The sequence below is a fragment of the Gordonia araii NBRC 100433 genome, assembly GCF_000241265.1.
GTDB lineage: Bacteria > Actinomycetota > Actinomycetes > Mycobacteriales > Mycobacteriaceae > Gordonia > Gordonia araii.
The window spans coordinates 88,801-111,420 of the sequence record NZ_BAEE01000061.1; the positions used below are offsets into that span (position 1 = coordinate 88,801).

The following is a 22,620-nucleotide window of genomic DNA, read 5'->3' on the forward strand; positions in this document are numbered from 1 at the left end:
GGACCGTGGCCACCGACACGAAGGACTGGAGCGTCTACGCAGCTCGGCGCTGCGACGAGTGCGGCTTCGACGCGTCGGCAGTCGATCGCGACGACATCGCGGCGAAAGTAAGGGTCGCCGCGAACGATTGGGCGGGATTCCTCCGGGACTCCGAGGCCGGAGAGCTGCGCGAGCGCCCCGCGCCGCAAGTCTGGTCGCCACTCGAGTACGGCGTCCACGTGCGTGACGTCATCCGCCTGTTCACCGACCGGGTCGGACAGATGTTGACGATGGACTCACCCGGCTTTCCCGGCTGGGACCAGGAGGCCGCCGCGGCCGCCGCCCGGTACAACGAGCAGGACCCCGGCATCGTCGCCGAGGAGGTCGCGGCCGACGGTGACCGGTTGGGGCGCGTCGTCGACGGGTTGGCGGCCGGCGACTGGGACCGGGTAGGCGCCCGCGAGACGCGCCAGTTCACTGTCGAGTTCCTACTGCGCTACCTGCTGCACGACGTGATGCACCACTGGCACGACGTCGGGGGTGAAATCTAGTACTCGGCGGAGTTTCCGTTGAGCGAGTTCTTCATGTCGTTGAGAACCAGCCAGGCAGCCGCGAGCCCGGAGGACCGGTACCAGATCTCGTCGTCGACGGCGAGGACGCGCTTCCACGTCGGGGCGCCCATGTCGAGCCATCGGTCCGAGAGCAGCACCGACTTGCCGTGGTCGAGGCCGTCGGGCTCGAAACTGACGTAGATGAGGTCGCCGTCGGCCGCGGTGAAGTTCTCCTCGGTGATCCGGGTCGGCCCGGCGGACCGTTGATGCTGCGGGCGCTGCGCACCCACCAGGCCGAGGATCTGCCCGGCGAAGCTCTTGGTTCCGGCGATCGTCTCGGTGTCGGGGCCGAAGCGCACCAGCGACACCTGCGAATGAGCAGCGTCCATCCGTTTGCCGGTCGCGGCGGCCTCGGCGCGGAACTCGCGGAGCAGGCGGTCCGCGGTCATCGGACGCCCCAGTGCGGCGCCGACGGCACGGAAGGTGTCCTCCCAGTCGCCCGCTTCGATGGAGGCGGACCTGACCTGTCCGAAGGCGGCGCCGGCCTTGGCCGTCGAGGGCGTGGTCAGCACGATGTCGGCGTTCGCCTTGGCCGCGTCGGCGGCACTCGGATCGGCGCCGAGCGCCGGGACCTGTGCCAGCTGCGGGCCGAGGTAGGCGGGAATCGACCCGGGTGCCGCCGCGACGGCGACAACCTTGTTGCCGATGCCGAGCGCGCAGATCGAGTCGAGTAGCGCCGGATCGGTGACGACGATGCGGTTCACGTCGGCGCGTCTCGTGTCCGGTGCCGTCGGGGCCAGGCAGGTCTTGGCGAGGTTGCGGTCCGGATTGACGAGGTTGACCTCCGCGACGCGCGTCGTCGAGGTCGAAATGGGTTGTCCATCCGGCTTGCGGAGCACGTCGTCGTCGCTGCCGCATCCGGACAGGATGGTCATCCCCGTGGCGGCGGCCAGCAGGGCCGTCCCGGCGTGGCGAAGGATTCGATGCACCCTGAAACGCTAACACTCCCGAGGCGGGCCACCAGTACCGATATTGCGCGCTGCGGGCAATTACGACACTTCGTAGGACCCGGGGCACAGCAGGGGGGCGAAGGGTTTAGGATTGGTCTCGATGCTCGCCTTCGAGGAGGAACTGTGACCGCGGTTGACCAGCCCACCACACAAGTGGCACCAGTGCGTCCGTACCCGGAGCGCTACCAGCCCAAGGGCTCGTTCCTGTACAAGATCCTGACGACGACCGATCACAAGCTGATCGGGATGATGTACATCACCGCGTGCTTCGCGTTCTTCTTGATCGGCGGCCTGATGGCCCTGCTGATGCGCGGCGAGCTCACCCATCCCGGCCTGCAGTTCCTGTCGAATGAGCAGTTCAACCAGCTGTTCACGATGCACGGCACGGTCATGCTGCTGATGTACGCGACGCCGATCGTCATCGGCTTCGCCAACTTCGTGCTGCCGCTTCAGATCGGCGCGCCCGACGTCGCGTTCCCGCGTCTGAACGCCTTCGGTTTCTGGCTCTTCCTGTTCGGTTCGACGGTCGCGCTCGCCGGCTTCCTGACCCCCGGCGGTGCCGCCGACTTCGGCTGGACCGCGTACGTGCCGCTGACCAACGACATTCACTCGCCCGGCGTCGGCGCCGACCTGTGGATCATGGGTCTGGGCGTCGGTGGTCTGGGCACCATCCTGGGCGCGGTCAACATGGTGACCACCGTCGTGTGTCTGCGCGCTCCGGGCATGACGATGTTCCGGATGCCGATCTTCACCTGGAACATCCTGGTCACCAGCGTGTTGATCCTGCTGATCTTCCCGCTGCTGACGGCCGCGCTGCTCGGCGTCGAGGTCGACCGCGCGTTCGGTGCCCACCTGTTCGACCCCGCCAACGGCGGCGTGATCCTGTGGCAGCACCTGTTCTGGTTCTTCGGCCACCCCGAGGTCTACGTCATCGCGTTGCCGTTCTTCGGCATCGTGTCCGAGGTGTTCCCGGTGTTCAGCCGCAAGCCGCTGTTCGGCTACACCGGCCTCGTCTACGCGACGCTGTCGATCGCCGCGCTGTCGGTGGCCGTGTGGGCGCACCACATGTTCGTCACCGGCGCGGTGCTGCTGCCGTTCTTCTCGTTCATGACCTTCCTCATCGCGGTGCCGACCGGTCTGAAGTTCTTCAACTGGATAGGCACGATGTGGAAGGGGAAGATGACCTTCGAGACACCGATGCTGTTCGCGGTCGGCTTTATCGTGACCTTCCTCTTCGGCGGCCTGACCGGCGTGCTGCTGGCGAGCCCGCCGCTGGACTTCCACCTCTCCGACAGCTACTTCGTGGTGGCGCACTTCCACTACGTGCTGTTCGGCACCATCGTGTTCGCCACCTACTCGGGCATCTACTTCTGGTTCCCGAAGATGACCGGCCGCATGCTCGACGAGGGGCTGGGCAAGATCCACTTCTGGCTGACCTTCATCGGCTTCCACCTGACGTTCCTGGTGCAGCACTGGCTGGGCAACCAGGGCATGCCGCGCCGTTACGCCGACTACCTGCCGTCGGACGGTTTCACGATGCTGAACATGATCTCGACGGCCGGCGCCTTCGTGCTCGGCCTCTCGACGCTGCCCTTCCTGTGGAACGTCTTCCGCAGCTACCGCTACGGCGAGGTCGTGACCGTCGACGATCCGTGGGGCTTCGGCAACTCGCTGGAGTGGGCGACCTCGTGCCCGCCGCCGCGCCACAACTTCACCGAGCTGCCCCGCATCCGGTCGGAGCGCCCGGCGTTCGAGTTGCACTACCCGCACATGATCGAACGAATGCGAGCTGAAGCCCACGCGGGCTCCGGCGGCCACTGACAGGTGGTGCAGCCGGGTACCCCCTCGGTCCTCATCACGGTCAGCGGCCCTGACCGTCCTGGAGTCACCTCCGTACTGATGGGCGTTCTCGCCCAGGCGGGCGTGGAACTCCTCGACGTCGAGCAGGTCGTGATCCGGGGCCGGCTCACCCTCGGCGTGCTGGTCGCCGCGGTGTCCGACGTCGAGGACCTCACCGACCGGGTCGACGAGGCGATGGCCGCCGCGGGGTTGATCGCGGAGGGCTTCGCGGTCCACGTGGAGGCGGGCAACAATACGGTGGCCCAGCCTCCGTCGACGCACGCCGTCGTCGTCTTGGGCAACCCGGTCACCGCGCGAGCGTTCCGCTCCCTGGCGTCGGCGCTGGCCGCCCAGGGCGCCAACATCGACTCCATCCGCGGAGTGGCGGACTATCCGGTCACCGGTCTCGAGCTGATGGTCAGCGCGCCCACGGACACCCCGTTCGCCGATTCGGCGCTGCGCGAGGCACTCGTGGGAGTCGCCGCCGAGCACGAGGTGGACGTCGCCGTCGAGCGTGCGGGCCTGGCCCGGCGCGCCAAGCGCCTCATCGTCTTCGACGTCGACTCGACGCTGATCCAGGGCGAGGTCATCGAAATGCTCGCCGCCAAAGCGGGCCGCGAGGCCGAGGTCGCGGCGGTCACCGAGGCCGCCATGCGCGGAGAGATCGACTTCGAGGAGTCGTTGCACCGGCGCGTGCAGGCGCTGGCGGGTCTCGACGCCGGAGTGATCGACGAGGTCGCCGACTCACTCGAATTGACCCCGGGAGCCCGGACCACCATCCGGACGCTGCGCCGGCTCGGCTATCACTGCGGCGTGGTCTCGGGCGGCTTCCGGCAGGTCATCGACTCCCTGGCCAGCGAGTTGGGGCTGGAGTTCGTGCGGGCCAACACGCTGGAGGTAGTCGACGGCAGGCTGACCGGCCGCGTCGTCGGCGAGATCATCGACCGGCCCGGAAAAGCCCGCGCACTGCGGGCGTTCGCGAACGAGGTCGGCGTGCCGATGGAGCAGACGATCGCCGTCGGTGACGGCGCCAACGACATCGACATGCTCGGTGCGGCGGGCCTGGGGATCGCGTTCAACGCGAAGCCGGCGCTGCGCGACGTCGCCGACACGGCGCTGAGCCATCCCTTCCTCGACGCCGTGCTGTTCATCCTCGGCGTCACGCGCGACGAGATCGAAGCGGCCGACGCGGTCGACGGCACGCTGCGCCGCGTCCCGCTGGACTAGCCAGGGCGCCGACCGTGCCCAAAATCCCGCCGCGGTGGTCGAGTGCCGGGGAGCCGCTAGGCGACTCGGTGTATCGAGACCCTGTGCCCCCGAATCCGCCGCGGTGGTCGAGTGCCGGGGAGCCGCTAGGCGACTCGGTGTATCGAGACCCCGTGCCCAGTATTTCGTCGACCGTGCCCAGTATTTCGTCGACTGTGCCCTCGCGCGAAGCGATCGCGGCGAACCACGCGCGGCTGGCCGGCTACCTGACCGCACCGCACACCCCGGACCCCGAGGATCCGGCGCAGGTCTGGGCCATGCAGATGGCGCTGCGGGTGGAGAAGACCGATCCGCCCGACCGGGCCGAGTTGCTCATCGCGGCAGCGCGGTCCGTCGTCCTGCTGTGCCTCGACGAATGTTCGGCGCCCGGCGGGCCATGGGCGTCGGCAATGGATGCATGGTGCGACGCGCGGATACGCAAGATCGCACGACGGGCGCGCGGAGCGCAATGGGAAGCGGCGCAACAGGTGTGGGGAGTCACCGCGGAATCGGGCGGCGAGCTGGCCCGCGCCTTCGTCCCGACGACCGTCGGCGACGTCGATCCACGGGTGCGCAAGCTGCAGATCGATGGCACCGACGTGCCCGGGGAACTGCCCGCCGAGCCGAACGACGGCACCGGCCTGACGCTGTGGGTCAACCCCGGCCTGACGATGACGGTCGGGAAGACCGCCGCCCAGGTGGGTCACGCCGCCATGCTCGGCGTCGCGCTGCTCACCGTCGACGAGACCGTGGCGTGGCGGGTCGCCGGGTGTCCGATCGCCGTGTGTCAGCCGTCGCGGCAGCGGTGGGCCGGGTTGCTCGCCGACGAGGAGAGCGGCGATGCGGTCGCGGTGCGCGACGCCGGGTTCACCGAGATCGCGCCCGGTTCCATCACCGTTATGACGACCCGGAACCCGCCCACTGGCCGTAGCGCGGTTTGAGAATGGTGTTCACGTCCACCTCGACGCCACCGACGCGTCGTTGTCCGGGGATCTGGTGCAGATGCGCCGCGGGGTGGAGGTAGCCGCGTCGCGTGCCCCAGTCGTGTTGCCAGAACCAGGACGCGAGTCCCGCGTCGACGGCCCACTGGATGGTGGGGGCGTTGGCGTAGATGCCGGTGCGCTGCTTCCCGATGACTGACTGCCATCCCTTGATATACGGCGCGATCCTCGACGTGAACTGCGCGCGGGACGGATTGTCGTCGATCGAGGCGTAGATGGGTGCGTCGCCGGGACCGCCGGCCTGGGTGTGCAGCTCGACGGCTCGCCGGGCGTGTTTGACTCCGGCGTCGAAGCCGCCGAGCCAGTCGGCGGTCTTGCCCTTGCCGTACTGGTAGTTGGACACGACCGTGAGCCCCAGCCCGCGCATCGCCAGCGACTCCGGCAGCGTCAGCGGTTTGGCCAGCATCTTCTCCGCGCCGGGTCGGCGGTCAGAGACGTAGCGGATGACGCCGACGTGTCCGGCGGTGCGGATCGCCACCGGTGACGGGACCCTGCTCGAATAGTCCAGGATCGTGCCCAGGCTGGTGCCCCCGGGCAACGACGGTGGCAGCGCTACGGCGGTGCCGGCGGGCACCGTGGTGGCCACGGCGAACACCCCGGCCACCGCGGCTGCGGAGAAGAACTGGCGACGGCTGATCGGCATTCCACAACCGTAACTTCCGTCACAGCGGCGAGCCAGGGTTGTGACGCTATCGGGACCGGTTGTACACCGACGGACGAATCGTCAGGCCGGCGCCGGCGCCAAGTTGGCCAGCGTGTCGAACCACACCTGCCGGTCGGGTGCCAGCGACGCGACGATCAACTCGTCGGCGTCCGCGTGCTCGGCGAACGCCCGCAGCTTCTGGCGCACGTCGTCGGGTGTTCCGACCGCGGCGTAGCGCATCATCTCGTCGACCTGGCGCCCGACGGGGGAGTCCGACAGCAGGTCGGCCTCGTCGTCGGTCAGCTTCCGGTGATGGGCGACGAGGTGTTTGATGCGATGTCGTTTGGCGGCAGCCTGCTCCCGGTGGGCCAACTCGACGTCGTCGATGGCGATCGCGGTGATGCCGGCGATGACGTACGGCTCACTCGTGCCGCCGTCGGGCAGGTCGGCGGGCTGGAACTCCTTGCGGTACAAGGAGACGGCCTCGGTGAGCGCCTGCGGAGCGAAGTGCGAGGCGAAGGCGTAGGGCAACCCGAGCGCCGCCGCCAGCTGGGCGCCGAACAGCGACGAACCGAGGATGTAGAGATCGACGTTCGTGCCGGCGCCCGGAGTCGCGCTGACGCCGGGAACCCGCGAGGAACCGCGCAGATAAGCCTGCAACTCGAGGACGTCGCGCGGGAACTGGTCGGCGGCCTGGTGGGTCCGCCGCAACGCGGCGAACGTGGCCTGGTCACCGCCGGGCGCACGCCCCAAGCCCAGGTCGATACGGCCCGGATGGAGTTCGGCGAGCGTCCCGTACTGCTCGGCGATGGTCAGCGGCGAATGGTTCGGCAGCATGACCCCGCCGGCTCCGAGGCGGATACGCGTGGTGTGGGCGGCCATGTGGGCGATGAGCACGGCCGGGGCAGCCGAGGCGATGGCGGGCATGTTGTGGTGCTCGGCGTACCAGATCCGTTTGTAGCCGGTGGTATCGGCGAATTCGGCAAGGCGGGTGGAATGGGCGAGGCTTTCGCGTACCGACTCGTCGGGGCCGACCTGGGCCAGGTCGAGCAGGGACAGCGGAACGCCGGAGGAATCTACAGGCACGTCGATTCCAGCGAACCGGCATGCCTCGGTATTCCCGCGCGGTGCCCATCCGGCACGATAGGGGGGTGACCGACGAAGCGCCCGACCTCGACCTCCTCATCGACTTCCGCGACGTCTCCCTGGTGCGCGACGGCAACACGCTCGTCGGCCCGATCGATTGGCAGGTCGAACTCGACGAGCGCTGGGTGGTGCTGGGGCCCAACGGTGCGGGTAAGACGTCGCTGTTGTCGATGGCGGCGGCCCGTCAGCACCCGACATCGGGCACCGCGTTCGTGCTCGGCGAGCGGCTGGGCCGGGTGGAATTGCGGGAACTGACCACTCGGGTGGGGATGACCGGCGGCAACGAGGTGGAGCGCATCCCACCGGGCGAGATCGTCGAGAACCTGGTCGTTTCGGCCGGCTATTCGGTGCTGGGCCGCTGGCGCGAGAACTACGACACCGTGGACCGCGATCAAGCGCTGAACACGCTGGAGTCGCTGGGCGCGGAGCATCTCGCGCGGCGCACCTACGGCACGTTGTCGGAGGGGGAGCGCAAGCGCGTCCAGATCGCGCGAGCACTGATGACCGATCCCGAGCTGCTGCTCCTCGACGAGCCGGCCGCCGGGCTCGACCTGGGTGGGCGTGAAGAACTCGTCGACCGGCTCGGGCGGCTCGCAGCCGATCCCGACGCGCCCGCGCTCGTCCTGATCACCCACCATCCCGAGGAGATCCCGCCCGGCTTCAGCCATGCGATGCTGCTGTCGGAAGGCGGCGTCGTCGCGCAAGGGTTGCTCGCCGACGTGCTGACGGCGCAGAACCTGTCCGCCGCTTTCCACCAGCAGATCGCACTGGACGTGATCGACGGTCGGTACTTCGCCCGGCGTGCGCGGCGGGCCGGCGGGCACCGTCGAGGAGATTAGGGTCAGGGCACCGTCGAGCGGATTTGCGCACCCTCGCGAGGACCGGTTTTCGCCGGCGGTAACGTACGTCACATGAGTGACAGTCCAGCACCGGTGAGCGACGGCGAGTCGGCCCAGGCGGCTCCGCTGCGCGATGCTTCGACGGTCGTGCTCGTCCGCGACGGAGCCGACGGCGTCGACGTCTTCCTGCAGCGCCGCGTCAAGCAGATGGCCTTCGCCGGCGGGATGACCGTGTTCCCGGGCGGCGGGGTCGACGAGCGCGACGCCGAGGCCGACCTGGCGTGGGAGGGGCCCGACATCGACTGGTGGGCACATCACTTCTCGACGACGCCGGTCGGTGCTCAGCAACTGGTGTGCGCCGCGGTCCGGGAGACCTTCGAGGAGTGCGGGGTGCTGCTGGTCACCCACACCGACGGGTCGGCCCCGGACGTGTCCGCGCTGATGCCGGCCCGCGCCGAGCTGGAGAGCCGAGCCCTTTCCTTCGCCGAGTTTCTGCGGCGCCACGAGCTGGTGCTGCGTGCGGATCGGCTCCGACCGCTGGCGCATTGGATCACGCCGAAGATCGAGAAGCGGCGCTACGACACCCGGTTCTTCCTTGCCGAGCTGCCCGAGGGGCAGGACGCCGACGCCGAAACCTCGGAAGTCGAGACGGCGCAATGGTATTCGGCCTCTCAGGCGCTGGCCGACTGGTCGGACGGCAAGCACTTCCTGCTGCCGCCGACGTGGTCGCAGCTGCGCGAGCTGGCCGCGTACCGGTCGGTGGCGGAACTGTTCGGGGCCAAGCGGGACATCAAGCCGATCGAACCGGGCACGCCCAACGACGACTTCGAGGGGCTGCGGTTCACCAACGCCGACGAGTACTTCGCGTCGATGGACCCGCGTGCGCGTGAGCTGTTCTTCAGCCGCCCGCCCGGCTAGACGGCTCAGTCGAGCCCGTCGCGATCGGCCCACGCGAGCAGCACGTCGATTCGGTGCTCGACGTCGTCGATCTCGGCGTGCAGATCGCCCAGCTCGGCGAAGCGCGCGGGCATCGTGGCGATCGTGAAATCGTCCGGCACGACCTCGTCGATCTCGGTCCACGTCACCGGCGCGGACACGGTGGCGTTCGGATTCCCCCGCACCGAATAGGCCGCGGCCATCGTGTGATCGCGGGTGTTCTGGTTGAAGTCGATGAAGACCGCCGCCGGGTCGCGATCCTTGCGCCACCAGACCGTCGTCGCATCGTCGGGCAACCGGCGCTCGACCTCGCGGGCGAAGGCGAGCGCGGCGCGGCGCACGTCGGCGAATCCCCATTCGGGCGCGATGCGCACGTAGACGTGCAGCCCGTGCCCGCCCGACGTCTTGGGGAAGCCGCGGATGCCGAGCTCGTCGAGCACCTCGTGCACGACGCCGGCGACTCGTCGGACCCGCTCGAACGGGCAGTCCGGCATCGGATCCAGGTCGATGCGCCACTCGTCGGGCTTCTCCACGTCGAAGCGACGAGAGTTCCAGGGGTGGAACTCGACGGTCGACATCTGCACGGCCCAGACGACGTCGGCGGCGCTGGTGACGCACAGCTCGTCGGCGGTGCGGCCGAAGCGCGGGAAGTAGATCTCGGTGGTCTCGATCCAGTCCGGAGCACCGGCGGGCAGCCGCTTCTGGTGCACCTTGGGGCCGGTCACCCCTTTGGGGAACCGGTGCAGCATGGTCGGGCGGTCGCGGAGCGCGCGGACGATGCCGTCGGCAACGCTCAGGTAGTAGCGGGCGAGGTCGAGTTTCATCTCGCCGCGTGCGGGGAAGTAGACGCGGTCGGCGCTGGACAACTCCACCACCCGCCCGTCGACCTCGATCGGTATGCGGTCGCCGCGATCAGCCACAAACCCCAGCGTATAGGGTGGTGCCCATGGCTGAGTTCGTCACTTTGGAAACTTCGGAAGACCACCCCGGCGTCGGCACGATCCTGCTGAACCGCCCCCCGATGAACGCGCTGAACCGTCAGGTTCAGGACGAGCTCGTCGCGGCCGCGGAAGAAGCCTCGGTGCGCGACGACATCAAGGCGGTCGTCGTGTACGGCGGACCGAAGGTGCTCGCCGCCGGTGCGGACATCAAAGAGATGAACGACATGACGTTCGCCGAGATGAACAAGGTGGCTGGCAAGCTGCAGGCCGGGTTGGGCGCCATCGCGGCGATCCCGAAGCCGACGGTCGCGGCGATCACCGGATATGCGCTGGGCGGCGGGCTGGAGGTCGCGCTGGGAGCCGATCGCCGGATCGCCGGCGACAACGCCAAGCTGGGCGTGCCGGAGATCCTGCTGGGCGTCATCCCCGGCGGTGGCGGCACCCAGCGTCTCGCGCGCCTGGTCGGCCCGGCCAAGGCCAAGGACATGATCTTCACCGGCAGGTTCGTCGGCGCCGACGAGGCGCTGAAGATCGGGCTGGTCGACGAGGTCGTCGCGCCCGACGAGGTCTACAACGCCGCGCTCGCCTGGGCCGGTCAGTTCCGCAACGCCGCATCGGTTGCACTCGCCGCGGGCAAGGCCGCGGTGGACCGCGGTCTCGATGCCGACCTGTCGACGGGACTGGCCATCGAGGCCAACCTGTTCGCCGCGCTGTTCGCCACCGAAGACCGCAAGATCGGCATGGATTCCTTCGTCGAGAACGGCCCCGGAAAGGCCGAATTTACCGGCCGGTAGGATGACCTGAACGTTTTTCCAACCCCCTCCGGGAGTCATCATGACCACGAATTCGCCGGCCGCCGATCCCGCGCCGAACCCGCACGCCACCGAGGAGCAGGTGAAGGCCGCGCTGGAGGACACCAAGCTCGCCCAGGTGCTCTACCACGATTGGGAAGCCGAGACCTACGACGACAAGTGGTCGATCTCCTACGACGAGCGCTGCATCGAGTACGCGCGCGGCCGGTTCGACGCGATCGTGCCCGACGCCGAGCTGCCCTACGGGCGTGCGATGGAGCTGGGCTGCGGTACCGGATTCTTCCTGCTGAACCTCATGCAGTCGGGCATCGCCGAGAAGGGGTCGGTCACCGACCTCTCGCCGGGCATGGTGAAGGTGGCGCTGCGCAACGCGGAGAACCTCGGGCTCGACGTCGACGGCCGCGTCGCCGACGCCGAGAAGATCCCGTACGAGGACAACACCTTCGACCTCGTCGTCGGCCATGCCGTGCTGCACCACATCCCCGACGTCGAGTTGTCGCTGCGGGAGGTGCTGCGCGTGCTCAAGCCGGGCGGGCGGTTCGTGTTCGCCGGCGAGCCGTCGACGATCGGCGACTTCTACGCGCGCTGGCTCTCCCGTGCCACCTGGTACGCGACGACCAACATCACCCGCCTGCCCGCGCTGGGCGGCTGGCGCCGTCCCCAGGAGGAACTCGACGAATCGTCGCGAGCCGCCGCCCTGGAGGCCGTCGTCGACATTCACACCTTCGACCCCGACGACCTGGCCGGACTGGCCCGCAGCGCGGGCGCCGGCAACGTGGCGACCGCGACCGAGGAGTTCTCCGCCGCCATGCTCGGCTGGCCGGTCCGCACCTTCGAGGCCGCGGTGCCGCCGGAGAAGCTGGGCTGGGGCTGGGCCCGTTTCGCCTTCGGCGGGTGGAAGCGGCTCAGCTGGCTCGACGAGAACGTCCTGCGCAAGGTCGTTCCGCCGAAGTTCTTCTACAACGTCATGGTGACCGGCACCAAGCCGTCCGCCTGATCGATCCGAACAGCCTCCGGGGGGCGAGTGGGCAGCACGATATTCGCGAAGGCGGTGATGGTCGCGTGACGTCGCGTGCCTTGGCTACATGGCGAGGACCGCGAGCGCGGGGACTTGACAGGCTTGAAGAGGTGCACGCGGCGGTGTCCGGCGGTGTTCCTGGTCGTAAATGGGAAACCGAGCACGTCAACTTCGCGATAGTGATGCGACTCGCAGCCGAGTTCCAGGGGTTCTGGTAAGGAGCTGCACACCGAAGCCGCGGCATCACTGATCGACCACGCGGGTGTGGCTTCGTCCCTGCGCCCGGTGCTCGCCGCTGCGTTCGAAGATTGCCGTCGGATCGACTCCAAGAACGCGCAGTGGGGAAATGTCGTTGCCGACTTTCGACGCGTTGGGGTCGATCTCAAGGCAGGGCTTGCTCAATACAAACGCACGGACTCTCGTCGAGAGAAGCTCGGACTGCTTCTGGAAGCGCGGAATGCCATTGCTCATTCGGACGCCGACAAGCTGGCGTCGGTTCAGGCAGTTGTGCCGGTCACTTTGAAAACGAGCCGAATATGGCGGGAGGCGCTTAACGGGCTTACCGTCGACATGGATCGTGTGACTAAGGCACAATTGAGTCAGCTAACCGGACAGGAACCATGGTAGATGGGAGGAGGGTGGCCGTGAGTAAGGTTAAGGTGCCTGCACGAGGCTCCCGTCTGCGCGTCCGCTACGCAAACGGCGAATATGAAGCGAAGGTGCTGAGCGTGCACGGAGACCGCGTCTCCGTCGCCGTCGATCCTGATTCGGACTCGCCGATTCGTACTGTCTACCGGCTGCGAGATCTCACGGCATCGTGACTCAGTCGGCCCTTCAAGTCGCGAACCTGGCCGCGCACGGTCTCTCTGATCGCCGACGATACGCTGGCCTCATGGTGAGTGTGGGCACGAGAAGGCTCCGGGAACGTCGTGACGGTCGGTCTGCTTCGCGCCGCCGCACTCGCTTGGCTATTCGCCCGTGATCACCCCTGACGACGTTGCGTTCCTCCGTTCGCGGTTCGGTGTCAAAGCGCTGGAGAACGCTTCAGCGCTGGCGCTGACCTCGGACTCGCTGGTCGCCGACATCGCCGAGTTGCGCAGCCGGTACGCGCAGCGGGCGCCCGCACTCGCCGAGACGGTGCGATGCCGGCGGCGCGCCGTCGGGCGCCTGCGCGACCCGCAGCGCTGGCTGCTCACCGACGAGGCCCTGCAGCAGGCGACGAACCGCGTCGTCGCCGCGCGCCGGGCCGAGGAGATCGCCCGGCGTTTCCCGGGGGCGGTCGTGCACGACGTCACCTGCTCGGTGGGCGCCGAACTGGCCGAACTGACCGCCGTCGACGGGATCGGCGGTGTGATCGGCTCCGATCTCGACGAAGCCAGGCTGGCGATGGCCGCGCACAACGTCTCGGGCGCGACGCTGCTGCGGGCCGACGCGCTCGCCCCGACGTCGACCGCCGATGTTCTACTCGCCGACCCGGCGCGGCGCAGCGGCGGTACCCGGACGTTCCGGATCGACGAGCTGTCCCCGCCGCTGTTGAGCGTCTTGACCACCTATGCCGGCCGGCCGCTTGCGGTGAAGTGCGCACCCGGCATCGACTACGGCACTTTGCGGGCGCGCTACGGCTTCGACGGCCAGGTCCAGGTCACCTCGCTCGACGGAAGTGTGCGCGAGGCCTGCCTGTGGACCGAGCTGGACGACGGCGCGCACCAGCGCGCGACGGTGCTGCGCGTCGCCGACGGCGAGTTACGGGCCGAGGAGATCACCGATCTCGACGCCGACGAGACCCGCGTGGGCCCGCCCGGGGAGTATTTGATCGACCCCGACGGAGCGGTCGTCCGTGCCGGATTGGTGCGGCACTGGGCGGCGCGGCACGGGCTGTGGCAGCTCGACCCGAAGATCGCCTACCTGACCGGTGACGTCATACCGCCCGGTGAGCGCGGCTTTGCCGTCCTCGAACAGGTGCCGATGAAGGAGAAGGCGCTGCGCAAGGCACTCGCCGAGCGCGACTGCGGGAGCTTGGAGATCCTGGTCCGCGGTGTCGACGTCGACCCCGACCAGCTGCGAAAGCGACTGCGCCTCAAGGGGACTAAGCCGTTGACGCTGGTGATCACGCGGATCGGAACGAAGGGCGTCGCTTTCGTCTGCGCAGCCGCGACGCGGCGCCCGGCCTGACGAGACGGTCCGGAATCAGCGCCCGATCTCATCCTTCGAGTCGAAGAAGTAGACCTTGCCGATATTCGTCGCGACGGCGAGCTGGCCCTTCGGCGAGACCGCGACGCCGGTCGTGAACCCCTTGGCGTCGGGCAGGGGGAGCATGCGCAGCGTCTTGCCGTCCTCCGTGGACACCTCGGTCAGCGCCAGGGTGTCGTCGCCGGTCCGTACGACCGTCCAGGCCGTGCCCGAGTTGGTGAGCGTGGCGAGACTCGCGGTCTTCAGGTCGTCGCGCGACCACACCTGTTCGGCGCGCTCGCCGCGGTCGGCCAGCAGTCGCAGCGGGCCGCCCAACGGCCCCGCCGGGATGATGAGACCGTCGGGAGTCGCGGTCAGCGTCGCGAAGCCGGGGTCGCCGTAGTCGTAGGTCCACTTCGTCTCGCCGTTCTCGGCGTGCAGGGCGACGAGTTTGCCGAGACGGCTGAACGCGTACACCGTCTTCCCGTCGGCGGAGACCGCTGCCGGTCCGACGACGCCGCCGGGGATGTCGGCGTGCCAGGCTTCGCGCACCTCGCGCTTGCCGTCGGCCTCGCCGTAGTCGAGGGCCCGGATCTGCGAGGCGATGGCGCCTTGCGGCCAGAAGTTGAGATACATGCGCTGGGCGTCGACGTCGACCGCAACCGGGGCGGGAATGCCGCAGCGCGGCCCGCTGGTCACACAGTCGCTGAATCCGGCCATCGCGTTGTCCGGGTTCGCGTCGGCGCGCAGACGCACCTCGGGGGCGGCGAACGTCGCGTCCTGGGTGTTCAGGAGCAGGATCTGTCCCTGCGTCGTCGCCACCAGCACGACCGACGGGGCGACGAACTTCGCCGACGTCGGAACGCCGATCACCGGCATGCGCCACCGGATCGAACCGCCCGCGGTCCAGCCGAGGAACATGGTCTCCTCGCCGACGTAGGTCTGGTCGAACTGGTCGATGAGCGGGGACTGCACTTCGACGCCCGGTCGCATCCGCTTGCAGTAGTTCATCCGCCCGGCTCGCTGGTCGAGGACCATCCAGTTGCAGCCGTCGGCGGTGCTGGCGGTGACGCTGACGTTGGACTGGTTGGAAATCGTGAGCGGCGAGGTGATGGGCCCGCCGGTGGGCCGTGACCAGCTCAGCGCCAGGTCGTCGGGAACCTCGGGGTAGGCGAAGTTGGTGTTGCCCGCGTTGCCGCCGAAACTCGACCATCCCGGGCTCGCGAGCGACTTCACGCTGACCTGGCCGTCCGAGCAGGAGGCCAGGGCGACGGCCAGCGCCGCGGCCGTCGACGCGATCACCGTTGCGCGGGCCGCCAGGCGTGTGCGGGGGAACGGGCGCGAAGCCCCGCTGGGTCGGGCCGCTCGCGACATCAAGTGCTCCTTTGCGTGAACTTCTCACCGATGGACCGGGTTGCCCAGTGAGCCTATCGTGTCCGATTTCGGGCTCTACTAGTGTTTGTGCCATGACCACGATGTGGAACGCCTCGTACCGGGACCGGTGGCGAGCAGGTCGTCGCCGCGACCCCGACCAAGCCCGGTTTCTGACCCTGGCGTCGCTGCGCTGGGTGATGGCCAACCGGGCTTACACGCCGTGGTACCTGGTCCGGTACCTGCGGCTGGCGAGGTTCCGCTTGGCCAACCCGCACGTCGTGCTGCGGGGCATGGTCTTCCTGGGGCGCAACGTCGAGATCCATGCCACGCCGGAACTGTCCCGGATGGAGATCGGCCGGTGGGTGCACATCGGCGACGGGAATTCGATCCGGGCGCACGAGGGAAGCCTGCGGATCGGGGACAAGGTCGTCTTCGGCTGTAACAACGTCGTGAACTCCTACCTGGATCTGGAGATCGGCGCGTCGACGCTCGTCGCCGATTGGTGCTACATCTGCGACTTCGACCACAAGATGGAGAGCCTCGAACTCCCGATCAAGGATCAGGGAATCGTGAAAGGCCCGGTGCGGATCGGCGCCGACACGTGGGTCGCGGCGAAGGTGTCGGTCTTGCGCAACACCGTCGTCGGCCGCGGATGCGTGCTCGGGTCCCACGCGGTGGTCAAGGGCGTGATCCCGGACTTCGCGATCGCCGTCGGAGCCCCGGCGCGCGTGGTGAAGAACCGCAAGGACGAGTGGGAGGCGAATGCCGCCGCTCGCGCCGAGCACGAGCGGGCCCTGGCCGACATCGAGCGCAAGAAGAAGGCGGCCGGGTAGCGAACGCCCAAGATCCGCCGATCGTGCCCAACTTTGCGCCGACCGTGCCCAACTTTGCGCTGACCGTGCCCAACTTTGCGCCGACCGTGCCCACTTTCCCGCCGACCGTGCCCAGTTCTCCGGCGGGAGTGTGTCCACCCGGGCACAGTCGACGAGACTGGGCACAGTCGACGAGATTCTGGGCACGGTCGGTGACTTTCTGGGCACGGTCGGCGAGATTCTGGGCACGGTCGGCGGGAAACGGGGCACACTCGGGGTGGAGGTGATCGCTGATGCCATTCCACGCGTACGTCTTCTACAGCGGCGACTGTGCCGAGGCCTTCGAGCGCTACCGCGAGGTGTTCGGCGGTGAACTCACGATCATGCGCAACGGGGATGCCCCGCCGGATGCGAGGATGCCCGGAACATCCGACGACACGGTCATGCACGCATCGCTCAAGGTCGGCGACGGACTGTTGATGGGGTCCGACGACCCATCCGGCGACGGCGGGCCGAAGGTCGGCTTCACCGTCGCCTACACCGCTCCCGACATTGCGACGGCGAACCGGGTCTTCGAGGCACTGGTCGACGGCGGCGAAGCGATCATGCCGATGCAGGCGACGTTCTGGTCGAGTTGCTTCGGCATGTGCACCGATCGTTTCGGGGTGCCCTGGATGGTCGACACCGACGCGGAGCCGTCGTCCTAGACGATTCCTGCCGCGACTTTCGCGGCGCGGTTCGCGAACGCCCGCCCGTCGGTCAGACCGGCTGGTTCGGATCCCGCTCGGGGAGCGGGCGCTCGACGATGTTCGGGCGCCCGATCGGGTGGCGTACCCGCCGTTTGGCGGCCAGGTAGACCCCGGCGGTGCGTTCGGCAACCGAGCGCCACGAGAACTCCTCGGTCAGCCGTGCGTAGGCGCGCTGGGCGCGTTCCTCCGCTGCCACCGGGTCGTCGAGCGTGGTGCGCACCGCGGCGGCCAGCGCGGTCACGTCGGCGGGCGGGAAGGTCATGCCGGTGATGGCGTCGGTGACCGCTTCGCCGAGTCCTCCCGCGGTCGACACCACCAGCGGAATGCCGGTCGCCGCTGCCTCCAGCGCCACGATGCCGAAGGGCTCGTACCGACTGGGCAGCACGATCGCGGCACATCGGTGCATCAGCTCGATGAGCTCGGAACGCTCGACCGACCCGTGGAACCGCACGGCACCGACCACTCGGTGCTTGCGCGCCAGCTCCTCCAGCCACGCCTGTTGCGTGCCGGAGCCGGCGATGGTCAGGGTGGTTCCCGGATGCGTCCGCCGGATGCGGGGGAGCGCGGCGAGCAGGTCCTGAACGCCTTTCTCATACTCCAGGCGGCCGGCGAACAGCAGTTCGGCGGGACCCGTGGCGATGGCGCGGGGCGAGTGGGGCCATTCGTCGACGGCGATCCCGTTGTGGATCACCTGGATCTCGGCCAGCTCCGGGCCGAAGAGTCGACTGACTTCGTCGCGCATCGACGTCGAGCAGGTGATCAGCGCGTCGGCTTCGCGTGCGAGCCACCATTCCACCGAGTGGACCTGGCGGTTGGTCTTGGCGGCGACCCAGCCGCTGTGCCGCCCGGCCTCGGTCGCGTGGATCGTCGCGACCAGCGGCACGTCGAAGAACTCGGCCAGTGCGATCGCGGGATGGGCCACGAGCCAGTCGTGGGCGTGCACGACCTCGGGCACCCACGGCGTCCCGGTCCCGTCGTCGCGCACCAGGCGCAGGCCGGCCCGGACCATCGCGTGCCCCATCGCCAGCGTCCACGGCATCATGTCGGCGCCGAAGTCGAACTCGGGCGGGTCCTCCGCGGCGGCGACGATCCGCACGCCCTCGGCGGTCGTGACGGTCGTCGGGTGGGTGGTCGCATCCGAGCCGGTCGGCCGGCGCGTCAGGACGACCACGTCGTGGCCCTGCGCAGCGAGCTCGACGGCCAGGTTGTGAACGTGGCGGCCGAGACCGCCGACGACGACGGGCGGGTATTCCCAGGAGACGAGCAGCAGTTTCACCGGCTGCCCCCCTTCGAATAGGCGTCGGTGCCCGGCAGTCGGCGGGCGTCGAGGTCGGCGAAGAGATTGTCCGCTGCGAACCACCCGTCGGCCAGGGAGCGGGCGGTCGATTCGCGGCCGCGGGCGGCGGCGTCGGCAATCTCGCGAGTCGCGTGCGCGTGCTTGTGGGCGCGGTCGGTCGCGTAGCCCCCCGCCGTGTCCTTGGAAACCATAAACGGCCAGTCGGAGGCGACGGTCATCAGGGTCTCGCGCAAGATCTGGTCGTTGACCCGGTCGCGGACCGTCGACGGTTCGGCGGCGGACCCGAACCCCCCGGCGCGTTTGTCGACGGTGTTCAACGCGGTGTCGACGACTTCGGCGTTGAGATCGACGAAATGCTGAACCTGGGGACCGGCCCAGACTCGCCAGTCCTTGCCCGACCCCCACGACGACGGCGGCAGGTCGACCGGCGCCCCGACGAAACCGCGTTCGCGCGCCGTCGCCAGGGAACCGACGGTGACCCCGGCTTCGGGCAGCCGGCGCAGCACCCGGTCGAGCCAGACGGGTCCTTCGTGCCACCAGTGGCCGAACAGTTCGGTGTCGAAAGCGGCGACTACGTGGGCGGGCCGGCCCACGCGGTCGGACTCCTCGACGAGGCGCGCCCGGACGGTGTCGATGAAGTCGCCGACATGCTTGTCGATGACGGCGTCGACACGGTCCGGGTCGTAGGGAGCCTTGTCCGGTCCGGCGACCGATCGCCCGGTGACCCGGGCCAGTTTCAGGCCCGAGTCGTGATCGTAGGTGTGGAAATCGCGATAGGCGGCGTGGCCCGGGTACCCCGACTTCGGCGACCACACGCGATAGCTGACGTTCAGGTCGCGGCCGAACGCGACGACATCGGTGTCGCCGACCGGGCGGCCCAGCGCGGTGTCGCCGTGCAGGGTCGGGCCGTCGACCATGAAATGACCAACACCGGCCGACGCGTACTCCTGCTCCATCCCGGGGGCGAAAGCGCATTCGGGCGCCCAGATCCCGGCCGGGGTGTAGCCCCAGCGGCGGTGAGCGTCGGCGAGACCTTCGGCGAGCGAAAACTGTCGCAGGCGCGCGTCGAGTAGCGGAGTGAACGGGTGGGCGAGCGGTCCGCCGAGTAGTTCGACGATGCCCGACGACAGCAGTGAACGAATCGCCGGCGATGCGCCGTGCCGCCAATGCGCCTCGAAATCGGCGATCGCATCGGCCGCCGCCCGGAAGTGGCGGGTTCCGGCGGCGGCGCGCACCGGATCGCGATCGGTCGCCAGCTCCATCGCGCGCAACTGCCAGTTGGCCAGCCACTCGTACATCGACGAGGTGCAGTGCGGGTCGTCGAGCTGGGCCGCGAGCACGGGGGTGATGCCCAGCGACATGACGTCGGTGAAGCCGTCGGCGGCCAGCCCGCGCAATACGGCGAAGACGGGCTGGTAGCTGGCGGCCCACGATTGGTAGAGCCACTCCTCGCCGACCGGCCAGCGGCCGTGGTGGGCCAGCCACGGCAGATGCGAGTGCAGGACCAGCGTGAACTGGCCCGGCACGGCGGCGGAGGAGTCGGTCACTTGCGGACCGCGATCGCGAACAGGTCCAGGCTGGCGTCGACGTCGCCCGGGCGGATGTCGAAGTCGGCGGTGGTCACGTCGGCGACGTCGGCGGCCAGTGCCGCGGGCCACGGCTCGTCGGCCAGCGCCCGCTGGATCTGCGCGTCGATGATCGAGCCGTCCCACTTCGCGTCCAGCTCGAGCAGGCGGGGGCCGTGGTGGACCCCGAGCATCTTTTCGACGGTGAACGCCCGGCCACTCCCGTCTCCGTCGACGAGGAGTTCGGTCAGTTCCATGGCGTTCAGCTCGCGCGTGTGGAACGGATTGACCGGTGTATCACTGTCGGGGGTGAAGGTGATCCTGTTCGGCGTCGAGATGAGCAAACGCCCGCCGGGGCGGAGAACGCGGTGGCATTCGGCGATGAAGGCCGGCTGGTCCCACAGGTGTTCGATGACCTGGAAGTTGACGACGACGTCGACGGATTCGTCGGGCAGCGGCAGGTCGATCAGATTGCCCTGGTGGACGGTGAGCCGCGGGTAGCGCGCACGGGTGTGTTCGACGGCGGTCTCGTCATAGTCGACACAGGTGACGCTGCGCGCAAGCCGCGACAGCAGGTCGGCGCCGTAGCCCTCGCCGGAGCCGGCTTCGAGCACGTCCTTGTCGTCGACGAGGGCGGCGATGTATTCGTAGGCGACCTCGTGCCGGCGGAACCAGTAGTTCTCCTCGGGGATTCCGGGCACGGTGCGTTCGCCGGTCAGCGCCAGCGTTGCGGCCGGATCGGGAGTGCCGGGGTCGGATCGTGGTGATTCGCTCATCATCTGAAGAGGGTAGTCGCCGGGGCGGAACTGAGTACTTTCCCCATGTGCCGACGTGATCCGCGGCGGCAAGGTGATGGGCATGTCGACTACGTCGTCCATCCCTTCGCCGAATGGCTCTTACCGGCCTGCCGTCTACCCGCCCGTCCCGCCGCCGGTGGTTCCGAACCGCGCGCCGATGACCGGCTGGCGCATTGCCGACATCATCGCCACCATCGTCGCGACGGTGGTGTTCGGGGTGTTGGCCGCGCTCGCCGCTTACGTCACGGTCTTCTTCGTGATGATGGGCGGCTCCTGCCACTCCGGCGCCGACTGCAGTACCGATCTCATCGGATGGGCCTACCTCGTGTCGTGGGGCGGGGCAGCGGTCGCGTCCCTGGTCGTCACGGTCGGCGTCGTCGTGGGAGCCGTCCGCCGGAAGGTCATGGTCGTCTGGCCGCTGGCGGGCACGGTCATCGTGATCGCGACCTTCGCCGCCGGCTACCTGATGGCCGCCCAGTCGATTCCTTCCTGACCGCGGTGGACGCGTTCCGCCCTCGCGGTGGACCTCAGTGCGGGCCGGACACGCAGAACTGGTTTCCGTCCGGATCGGCGAGGGTGGCCCACTCGAACCCGGGCATCTCGCGTCGCGCGACCAGCGTGGCGCCGTCGTCGAGCAGCCGAGCCACCTCGGCCTCCCGATCCGCCGAGACGAGATCCAGATGCAGCCGGTTCTTACCGGGGGTCGGATCGTCGACCTTCTGGAAGGCCAGCATGGGTTTGCCCTCGCCGGTCGCCACGGTGACGAACCAGCCGTCGTTCTCCTCGACGATGGTGCCGTCGGTCTGCTTGGCCCACCACCGCGCGAGGGGTACCGGGTCGATGGTGTCGAAGGTGATCATGCCCACTGAGATCGTCATGCCTGGAGACTATGCGCGTCCCCCGACAAACCGGGCCCGGTTCGCGCTCGCGGTTTGCGGAGGCGGACTCGTCGCAAGCCCAGGTCGGGCCGCACCGGGCGAGGACGGCGATTGTGAGGTACACCGCGTTCGCATCGCAGAGGCGGCACGTTAGAGTGTTGGGCGACCCTTATGGCCTTACCCGCTGGTAAGACGCCTCACCCGATGCAGGAGGTCGACGTAGACCCATGACAAACATTGTCGTACTCATCAAGCAGGTGCCCGACTCTGGCTCGGAGCGCAAGCTCAACGACAGCGATTTCACCCTCGACCGCGAGATCGACCCGGTGATCGACGAGATCAACGAGAAGGCCGTCGAGGCCGCGCTGCAGATCAAAGAGGCCAACGGTGGCGAGGTGACCGTCCTTTCGGCCGGTCCGGACAAGGCGACCGAGGCCATCCGCAAGGCGCTGTCGATGGGCGCCGACAAGGCCATCCACATCCAGGACGACGCACTGCACGGCTCGGATGCGGTTCAGACCTCGTACGTGCTGGCGCGCGCGCTGGGCACCGTCGAGGGCGTCGAGCTGGTCATCGCGGGCAACCAGGCCACCGACGGTGGCGTGGGTGCCGTCCCGGCCATGATCGCCGAGTACCTGGAGCTGCCGCACCTGACGTCGCTGCGCTCGCTGACCGTCGACGGGGAGAACCTGAAGGGCGAGCGCGAGACCGACGAGGGCATCTTCACCGTCGAGGGCGCGCTCCCCGCGATCGTCAGCGTCAACGAGAAGATCAACGAGCCGCGCTTCCCGTCCTTCAAGGGCATCATGGCCGCGAAGAAGAAGGAGATCGCCGTGGTGTCCCTCGGCGAGATCGACGTCGAGGCGGGTGACGTCGGCCTGGCCAACGCCGCGACGGCGGTCACCTCGGTGACCCCGAAGCCCGCCAAGGAAGCCGGCGAGCGGGTCACCGACGAGGGCGACGGCGGCACCAAGGTCGCCGAGTTCCTGGTCGCGCAGAAGATCATCTAGCCCGACCCG

The 22,620-nt window shown here is 68.7% G+C and carries 23 protein-coding genes; 13 read left to right on the forward strand and 10 right to left on the reverse strand.

Features of this window, described 5'->3' with window-relative positions:
* The first annotated feature begins 5 nt into the window (after nt 1–5).
* On the forward strand, nt 6–530 hold the full coding sequence (locus tag GOARA_RS12380; RefSeq protein WP_007322730.1) for a DinB family protein: 525 nt from the start codon (nt 6–8) through the stop codon (nt 528–530).
* On the opposite strand, the gene GOARA_RS12385 is transcribed toward GOARA_RS12380, so the two are convergent.
* Complete coding sequence (locus GOARA_RS12385) at nt 527–1,519, reverse strand: ABC transporter substrate-binding protein (protein ID WP_007322731.1); 993 nt, start codon at nt 1,517–1,519, stop codon at nt 527–529. The two genes, GOARA_RS12380 and GOARA_RS12385, sit on opposite strands and share 4 nt — an antisense overlap.
* 144 nt (nt 1,520–1,663) lie before the next feature.
* Between GOARA_RS12385 and ctaD the strand changes: the two genes are divergently transcribed.
* From ctaD to GOARA_RS12400, 3 genes are all read left to right on the forward strand, one after another.
* Nucleotides 1,664–3,361 carry an aa3-type cytochrome oxidase subunit I gene (gene ctaD / locus GOARA_RS12390; RefSeq protein ID WP_007322732.1) on the forward strand — a complete coding sequence of 566 codons (1,698 nt, stop codon included), beginning with the start codon at nt 1,664–1,666 and terminating at the stop codon, nt 3,359–3,361.
* A 3-nt stretch (nt 3,362–3,364) separates the two neighbouring features.
* Entirely contained in the window at nt 3,365–4,606 is a 1,242-nt protein-coding gene (gene serB / locus GOARA_RS12395; protein WP_007322733.1) for a phosphoserine phosphatase SerB, read from the forward strand.
* Nucleotides 4,607–4,800: 194 nt separating this feature from the next.
* Nucleotides 4,801–5,565, forward strand: coding sequence for a peptidyl-tRNA hydrolase (locus GOARA_RS12400; RefSeq protein ID WP_007322734.1), 765 nt, complete (start codon nt 4,801–4,803; stop codon nt 5,563–5,565).
* Here GOARA_RS12400 and GOARA_RS12405 read toward each other — a convergent pair.
* Entirely contained in the window at nt 5,522–6,268 is a 747-nt protein-coding gene (locus GOARA_RS12405; RefSeq protein ID WP_007322735.1) for a DUF1906 domain-containing protein, read from the reverse strand. The two genes, GOARA_RS12400 and GOARA_RS12405, sit on opposite strands and share 44 nt — an antisense overlap.
* Before the next feature lie 81 nt (nt 6,269–6,349).
* Nucleotides 6,350–7,354, reverse strand: coding sequence for an LLM class flavin-dependent oxidoreductase (locus GOARA_RS12410; RefSeq protein WP_007322736.1), 1,005 nt, complete (start codon nt 7,352–7,354; stop codon nt 6,350–6,352).
* A 65-nt stretch (nt 7,355–7,419) separates the two neighbouring features.
* Between GOARA_RS12410 and GOARA_RS12415 the strand changes: the two genes are divergently transcribed.
* Together GOARA_RS12415 and GOARA_RS12420 are read left to right on the forward strand one after the other, a co-directional pair.
* A complete protein-coding gene (locus GOARA_RS12415) occupies nt 7,420–8,253 on the forward strand; it encodes an ABC transporter ATP-binding protein (protein WP_007322737.1) in 834 nt (277 codons plus the stop codon).
* A gap of 72 nt (nt 8,254–8,325) precedes the next feature.
* Nucleotides 8,326–9,171, forward strand: a complete 846-nt coding sequence (locus tag GOARA_RS12420) for an NUDIX hydrolase (RefSeq protein ID WP_007322738.1) — start codon at nt 8,326–8,328, stop codon at nt 9,169–9,171.
* Between the two features lie 5 nt (nt 9,172–9,176).
* Here GOARA_RS12420 and ligD read toward each other — a convergent pair whose 3' ends face one another.
* A complete protein-coding gene (gene ligD / locus GOARA_RS12425; RefSeq protein WP_007322739.1) occupies nt 9,177–10,109 on the reverse strand; it encodes a non-homologous end-joining DNA ligase in 933 nt (310 codons plus the stop codon).
* A gap of 26 nt (nt 10,110–10,135) precedes the next feature.
* On the opposite strand from ligD, the gene GOARA_RS12430 reads away from it, so the two are divergent.
* A complete protein-coding gene (locus GOARA_RS12430) occupies nt 10,136–10,924 on the forward strand; it encodes an enoyl-CoA hydratase/isomerase family protein (protein ID WP_007322740.1) in 789 nt (262 codons plus the stop codon).
* Between the two features lie 40 nt (nt 10,925–10,964).
* Entirely contained in the window at nt 10,965–11,939 is a 975-nt protein-coding gene (locus GOARA_RS12435) for a class I SAM-dependent methyltransferase (protein ID WP_007322741.1), read from the forward strand.
* 264 nt (nt 11,940–12,203) lie between these two features.
* On the opposite strand, the gene GOARA_RS12440 is transcribed toward GOARA_RS12435, so the two are convergent.
* A complete protein-coding gene (locus GOARA_RS12440) occupies nt 12,204–12,431 on the reverse strand; it encodes a hypothetical protein (RefSeq protein ID WP_040523064.1) in 228 nt (75 codons plus the stop codon).
* 507 nt (nt 12,432–12,938) lie between these two features.
* Between GOARA_RS12440 and GOARA_RS12445 the strand changes: the two genes are divergently transcribed.
* Nucleotides 12,939–14,132: a THUMP-like domain-containing protein gene (locus GOARA_RS12445; protein ID WP_007322744.1), complete on the forward strand. Its 1,194-nt coding sequence runs from the start codon at nt 12,939–12,941 to the stop codon at nt 14,130–14,132.
* Between the two features lie 15 nt (nt 14,133–14,147).
* Here GOARA_RS12445 and GOARA_RS12450 read toward each other — a convergent pair whose 3' ends face one another.
* Complete coding sequence (locus GOARA_RS12450; RefSeq protein WP_007322745.1) at nt 14,148–15,503, reverse strand: outer membrane protein assembly factor BamB family protein; 1,356 nt, start codon at nt 15,501–15,503, stop codon at nt 14,148–14,150.
* Nucleotides 15,504–15,595: 92 nt separating this feature from the next.
* Here GOARA_RS12450 and GOARA_RS12455 point away from each other — a divergent pair, with 92 nt between their 5' ends.
* Nucleotides 15,596–16,336 (forward strand): acyltransferase, encoded by a 741-nt coding sequence (locus tag GOARA_RS12455; RefSeq protein ID WP_007322746.1) that lies wholly within the window; start codon nt 15,596–15,598, stop codon nt 16,334–16,336.
* Nucleotides 16,337–16,608: 272 nt separating this feature from the next.
* Nucleotides 16,609–17,022 (forward strand): VOC family protein, encoded by a 414-nt coding sequence (locus tag GOARA_RS12460; protein ID WP_007322747.1) that lies wholly within the window; start codon nt 16,609–16,611, stop codon nt 17,020–17,022.
* 52 nt (nt 17,023–17,074) lie between these two features.
* Here the strand turns inward: GOARA_RS12460 and GOARA_RS12465 are convergent, their stop codons facing one another.
* Genes GOARA_RS12465 through GOARA_RS12475 form a run of 3 tightly spaced genes read right to left on the reverse strand, consistent with a single transcriptional unit; the run spans nt 17,075 to nt 20,705 of the window.
* On the reverse strand, nt 17,075–18,340 hold the full coding sequence (locus GOARA_RS12465; RefSeq protein WP_007322748.1) for a glycosyltransferase family 4 protein: 1,266 nt from the start codon (nt 18,338–18,340) through the stop codon (nt 17,075–17,077).
* Entirely contained in the window at nt 18,337–19,908 is a 1,572-nt protein-coding gene (locus GOARA_RS12470) for a 1,4-alpha-glucan branching protein domain-containing protein (RefSeq protein WP_007322749.1), read from the reverse strand. The genes GOARA_RS12465 and GOARA_RS12470 overlap by 4 nt, the downstream gene beginning before the upstream one ends.
* Nucleotides 19,905–20,705 (reverse strand): class I SAM-dependent methyltransferase, encoded by an 801-nt coding sequence (locus GOARA_RS12475; RefSeq protein ID WP_007322750.1) that lies wholly within the window; start codon nt 20,703–20,705, stop codon nt 19,905–19,907. The genes GOARA_RS12470 and GOARA_RS12475 overlap by 4 nt, the downstream gene beginning before the upstream one ends.
* Nucleotides 20,706–20,784: 79 nt before the next feature.
* On the opposite strand from GOARA_RS12475, the gene GOARA_RS12480 reads away from it, so the two are divergent.
* The gene (locus GOARA_RS12480) at nt 20,785–21,216 is read left to right on the forward strand and encodes a hypothetical protein (RefSeq protein WP_138947681.1); all 432 of its coding nucleotides are present in this window, start codon (nt 20,785–20,787) and stop codon (nt 21,214–21,216) included.
* 34 nt (nt 21,217–21,250) lie between these two features.
* Here the strand turns inward: GOARA_RS12480 and GOARA_RS12485 are convergent, their stop codons facing one another.
* The gene (locus GOARA_RS12485; RefSeq protein ID WP_007322752.1) at nt 21,251–21,601 is read right to left on the reverse strand and encodes a VOC family protein; all 351 of its coding nucleotides are present in this window, start codon (nt 21,599–21,601) and stop codon (nt 21,251–21,253) included.
* Between the two features lie 227 nt (nt 21,602–21,828).
* Between GOARA_RS12485 and GOARA_RS12490 the strand changes: the two genes are divergently transcribed.
* Nucleotides 21,829–22,611, forward strand: a complete 783-nt coding sequence (locus GOARA_RS12490) for an electron transfer flavoprotein subunit beta/FixA family protein (protein WP_007322753.1) — start codon at nt 21,829–21,831, stop codon at nt 22,609–22,611.
* Nucleotides 22,612–22,620 lie beyond the last annotated feature (9 nt).

Coding starts and splice junctions, on each gene's coding strand:
- GOARA_RS12480 (WP_138947681.1), top strand. CDS start 20,785: ATGTCGACTACGTCGTCCATCCCTTCGCCGAATGGCTCTTACCGGCCT.
- GOARA_RS12440 (WP_040523064.1), bottom strand. CDS start 12,431: ATGAGCAATGGCATTCCGCGCTTCCAGAAGCAGTCCGAGCTTCTCTCG.
- GOARA_RS12475 (WP_007322750.1), bottom strand. CDS start 20,705: ATGATGAGCGAATCACCACGATCCGACCCCGGCACTCCCGATCCGGCC.
- GOARA_RS12405 (WP_007322735.1), bottom strand. CDS start 6,268: ATGCCGATCAGCCGTCGCCAGTTCTTCTCCGCAGCCGCGGTGGCCGGG.
- GOARA_RS12450 (WP_007322745.1), bottom strand. CDS start 15,503: ATGTCGCGAGCGGCCCGACCCAGCGGGGCTTCGCGCCCGTTCCCCCGC.
- GOARA_RS12430 (WP_007322740.1), top strand. CDS start 10,136: ATGGCTGAGTTCGTCACTTTGGAAACTTCGGAAGACCACCCCGGCGTC.
- GOARA_RS12420 (WP_007322738.1), top strand. CDS start 8,326: ATGAGTGACAGTCCAGCACCGGTGAGCGACGGCGAGTCGGCCCAGGCG.
- GOARA_RS12460 (WP_007322747.1), top strand. CDS start 16,609: ATGCCATTCCACGCGTACGTCTTCTACAGCGGCGACTGTGCCGAGGCC.
- GOARA_RS12435 (WP_007322741.1), top strand. CDS start 10,965: ATGACCACGAATTCGCCGGCCGCCGATCCCGCGCCGAACCCGCACGCC.
- GOARA_RS12455 (WP_007322746.1), top strand. CDS start 15,596: ATGACCACGATGTGGAACGCCTCGTACCGGGACCGGTGGCGAGCAGGT.
- GOARA_RS12490 (WP_007322753.1), top strand. CDS start 21,829: ATGACAAACATTGTCGTACTCATCAAGCAGGTGCCCGACTCTGGCTCG.
- GOARA_RS12485 (WP_007322752.1), bottom strand. CDS start 21,601: ATGACGATCTCAGTGGGCATGATCACCTTCGACACCATCGACCCGGTA.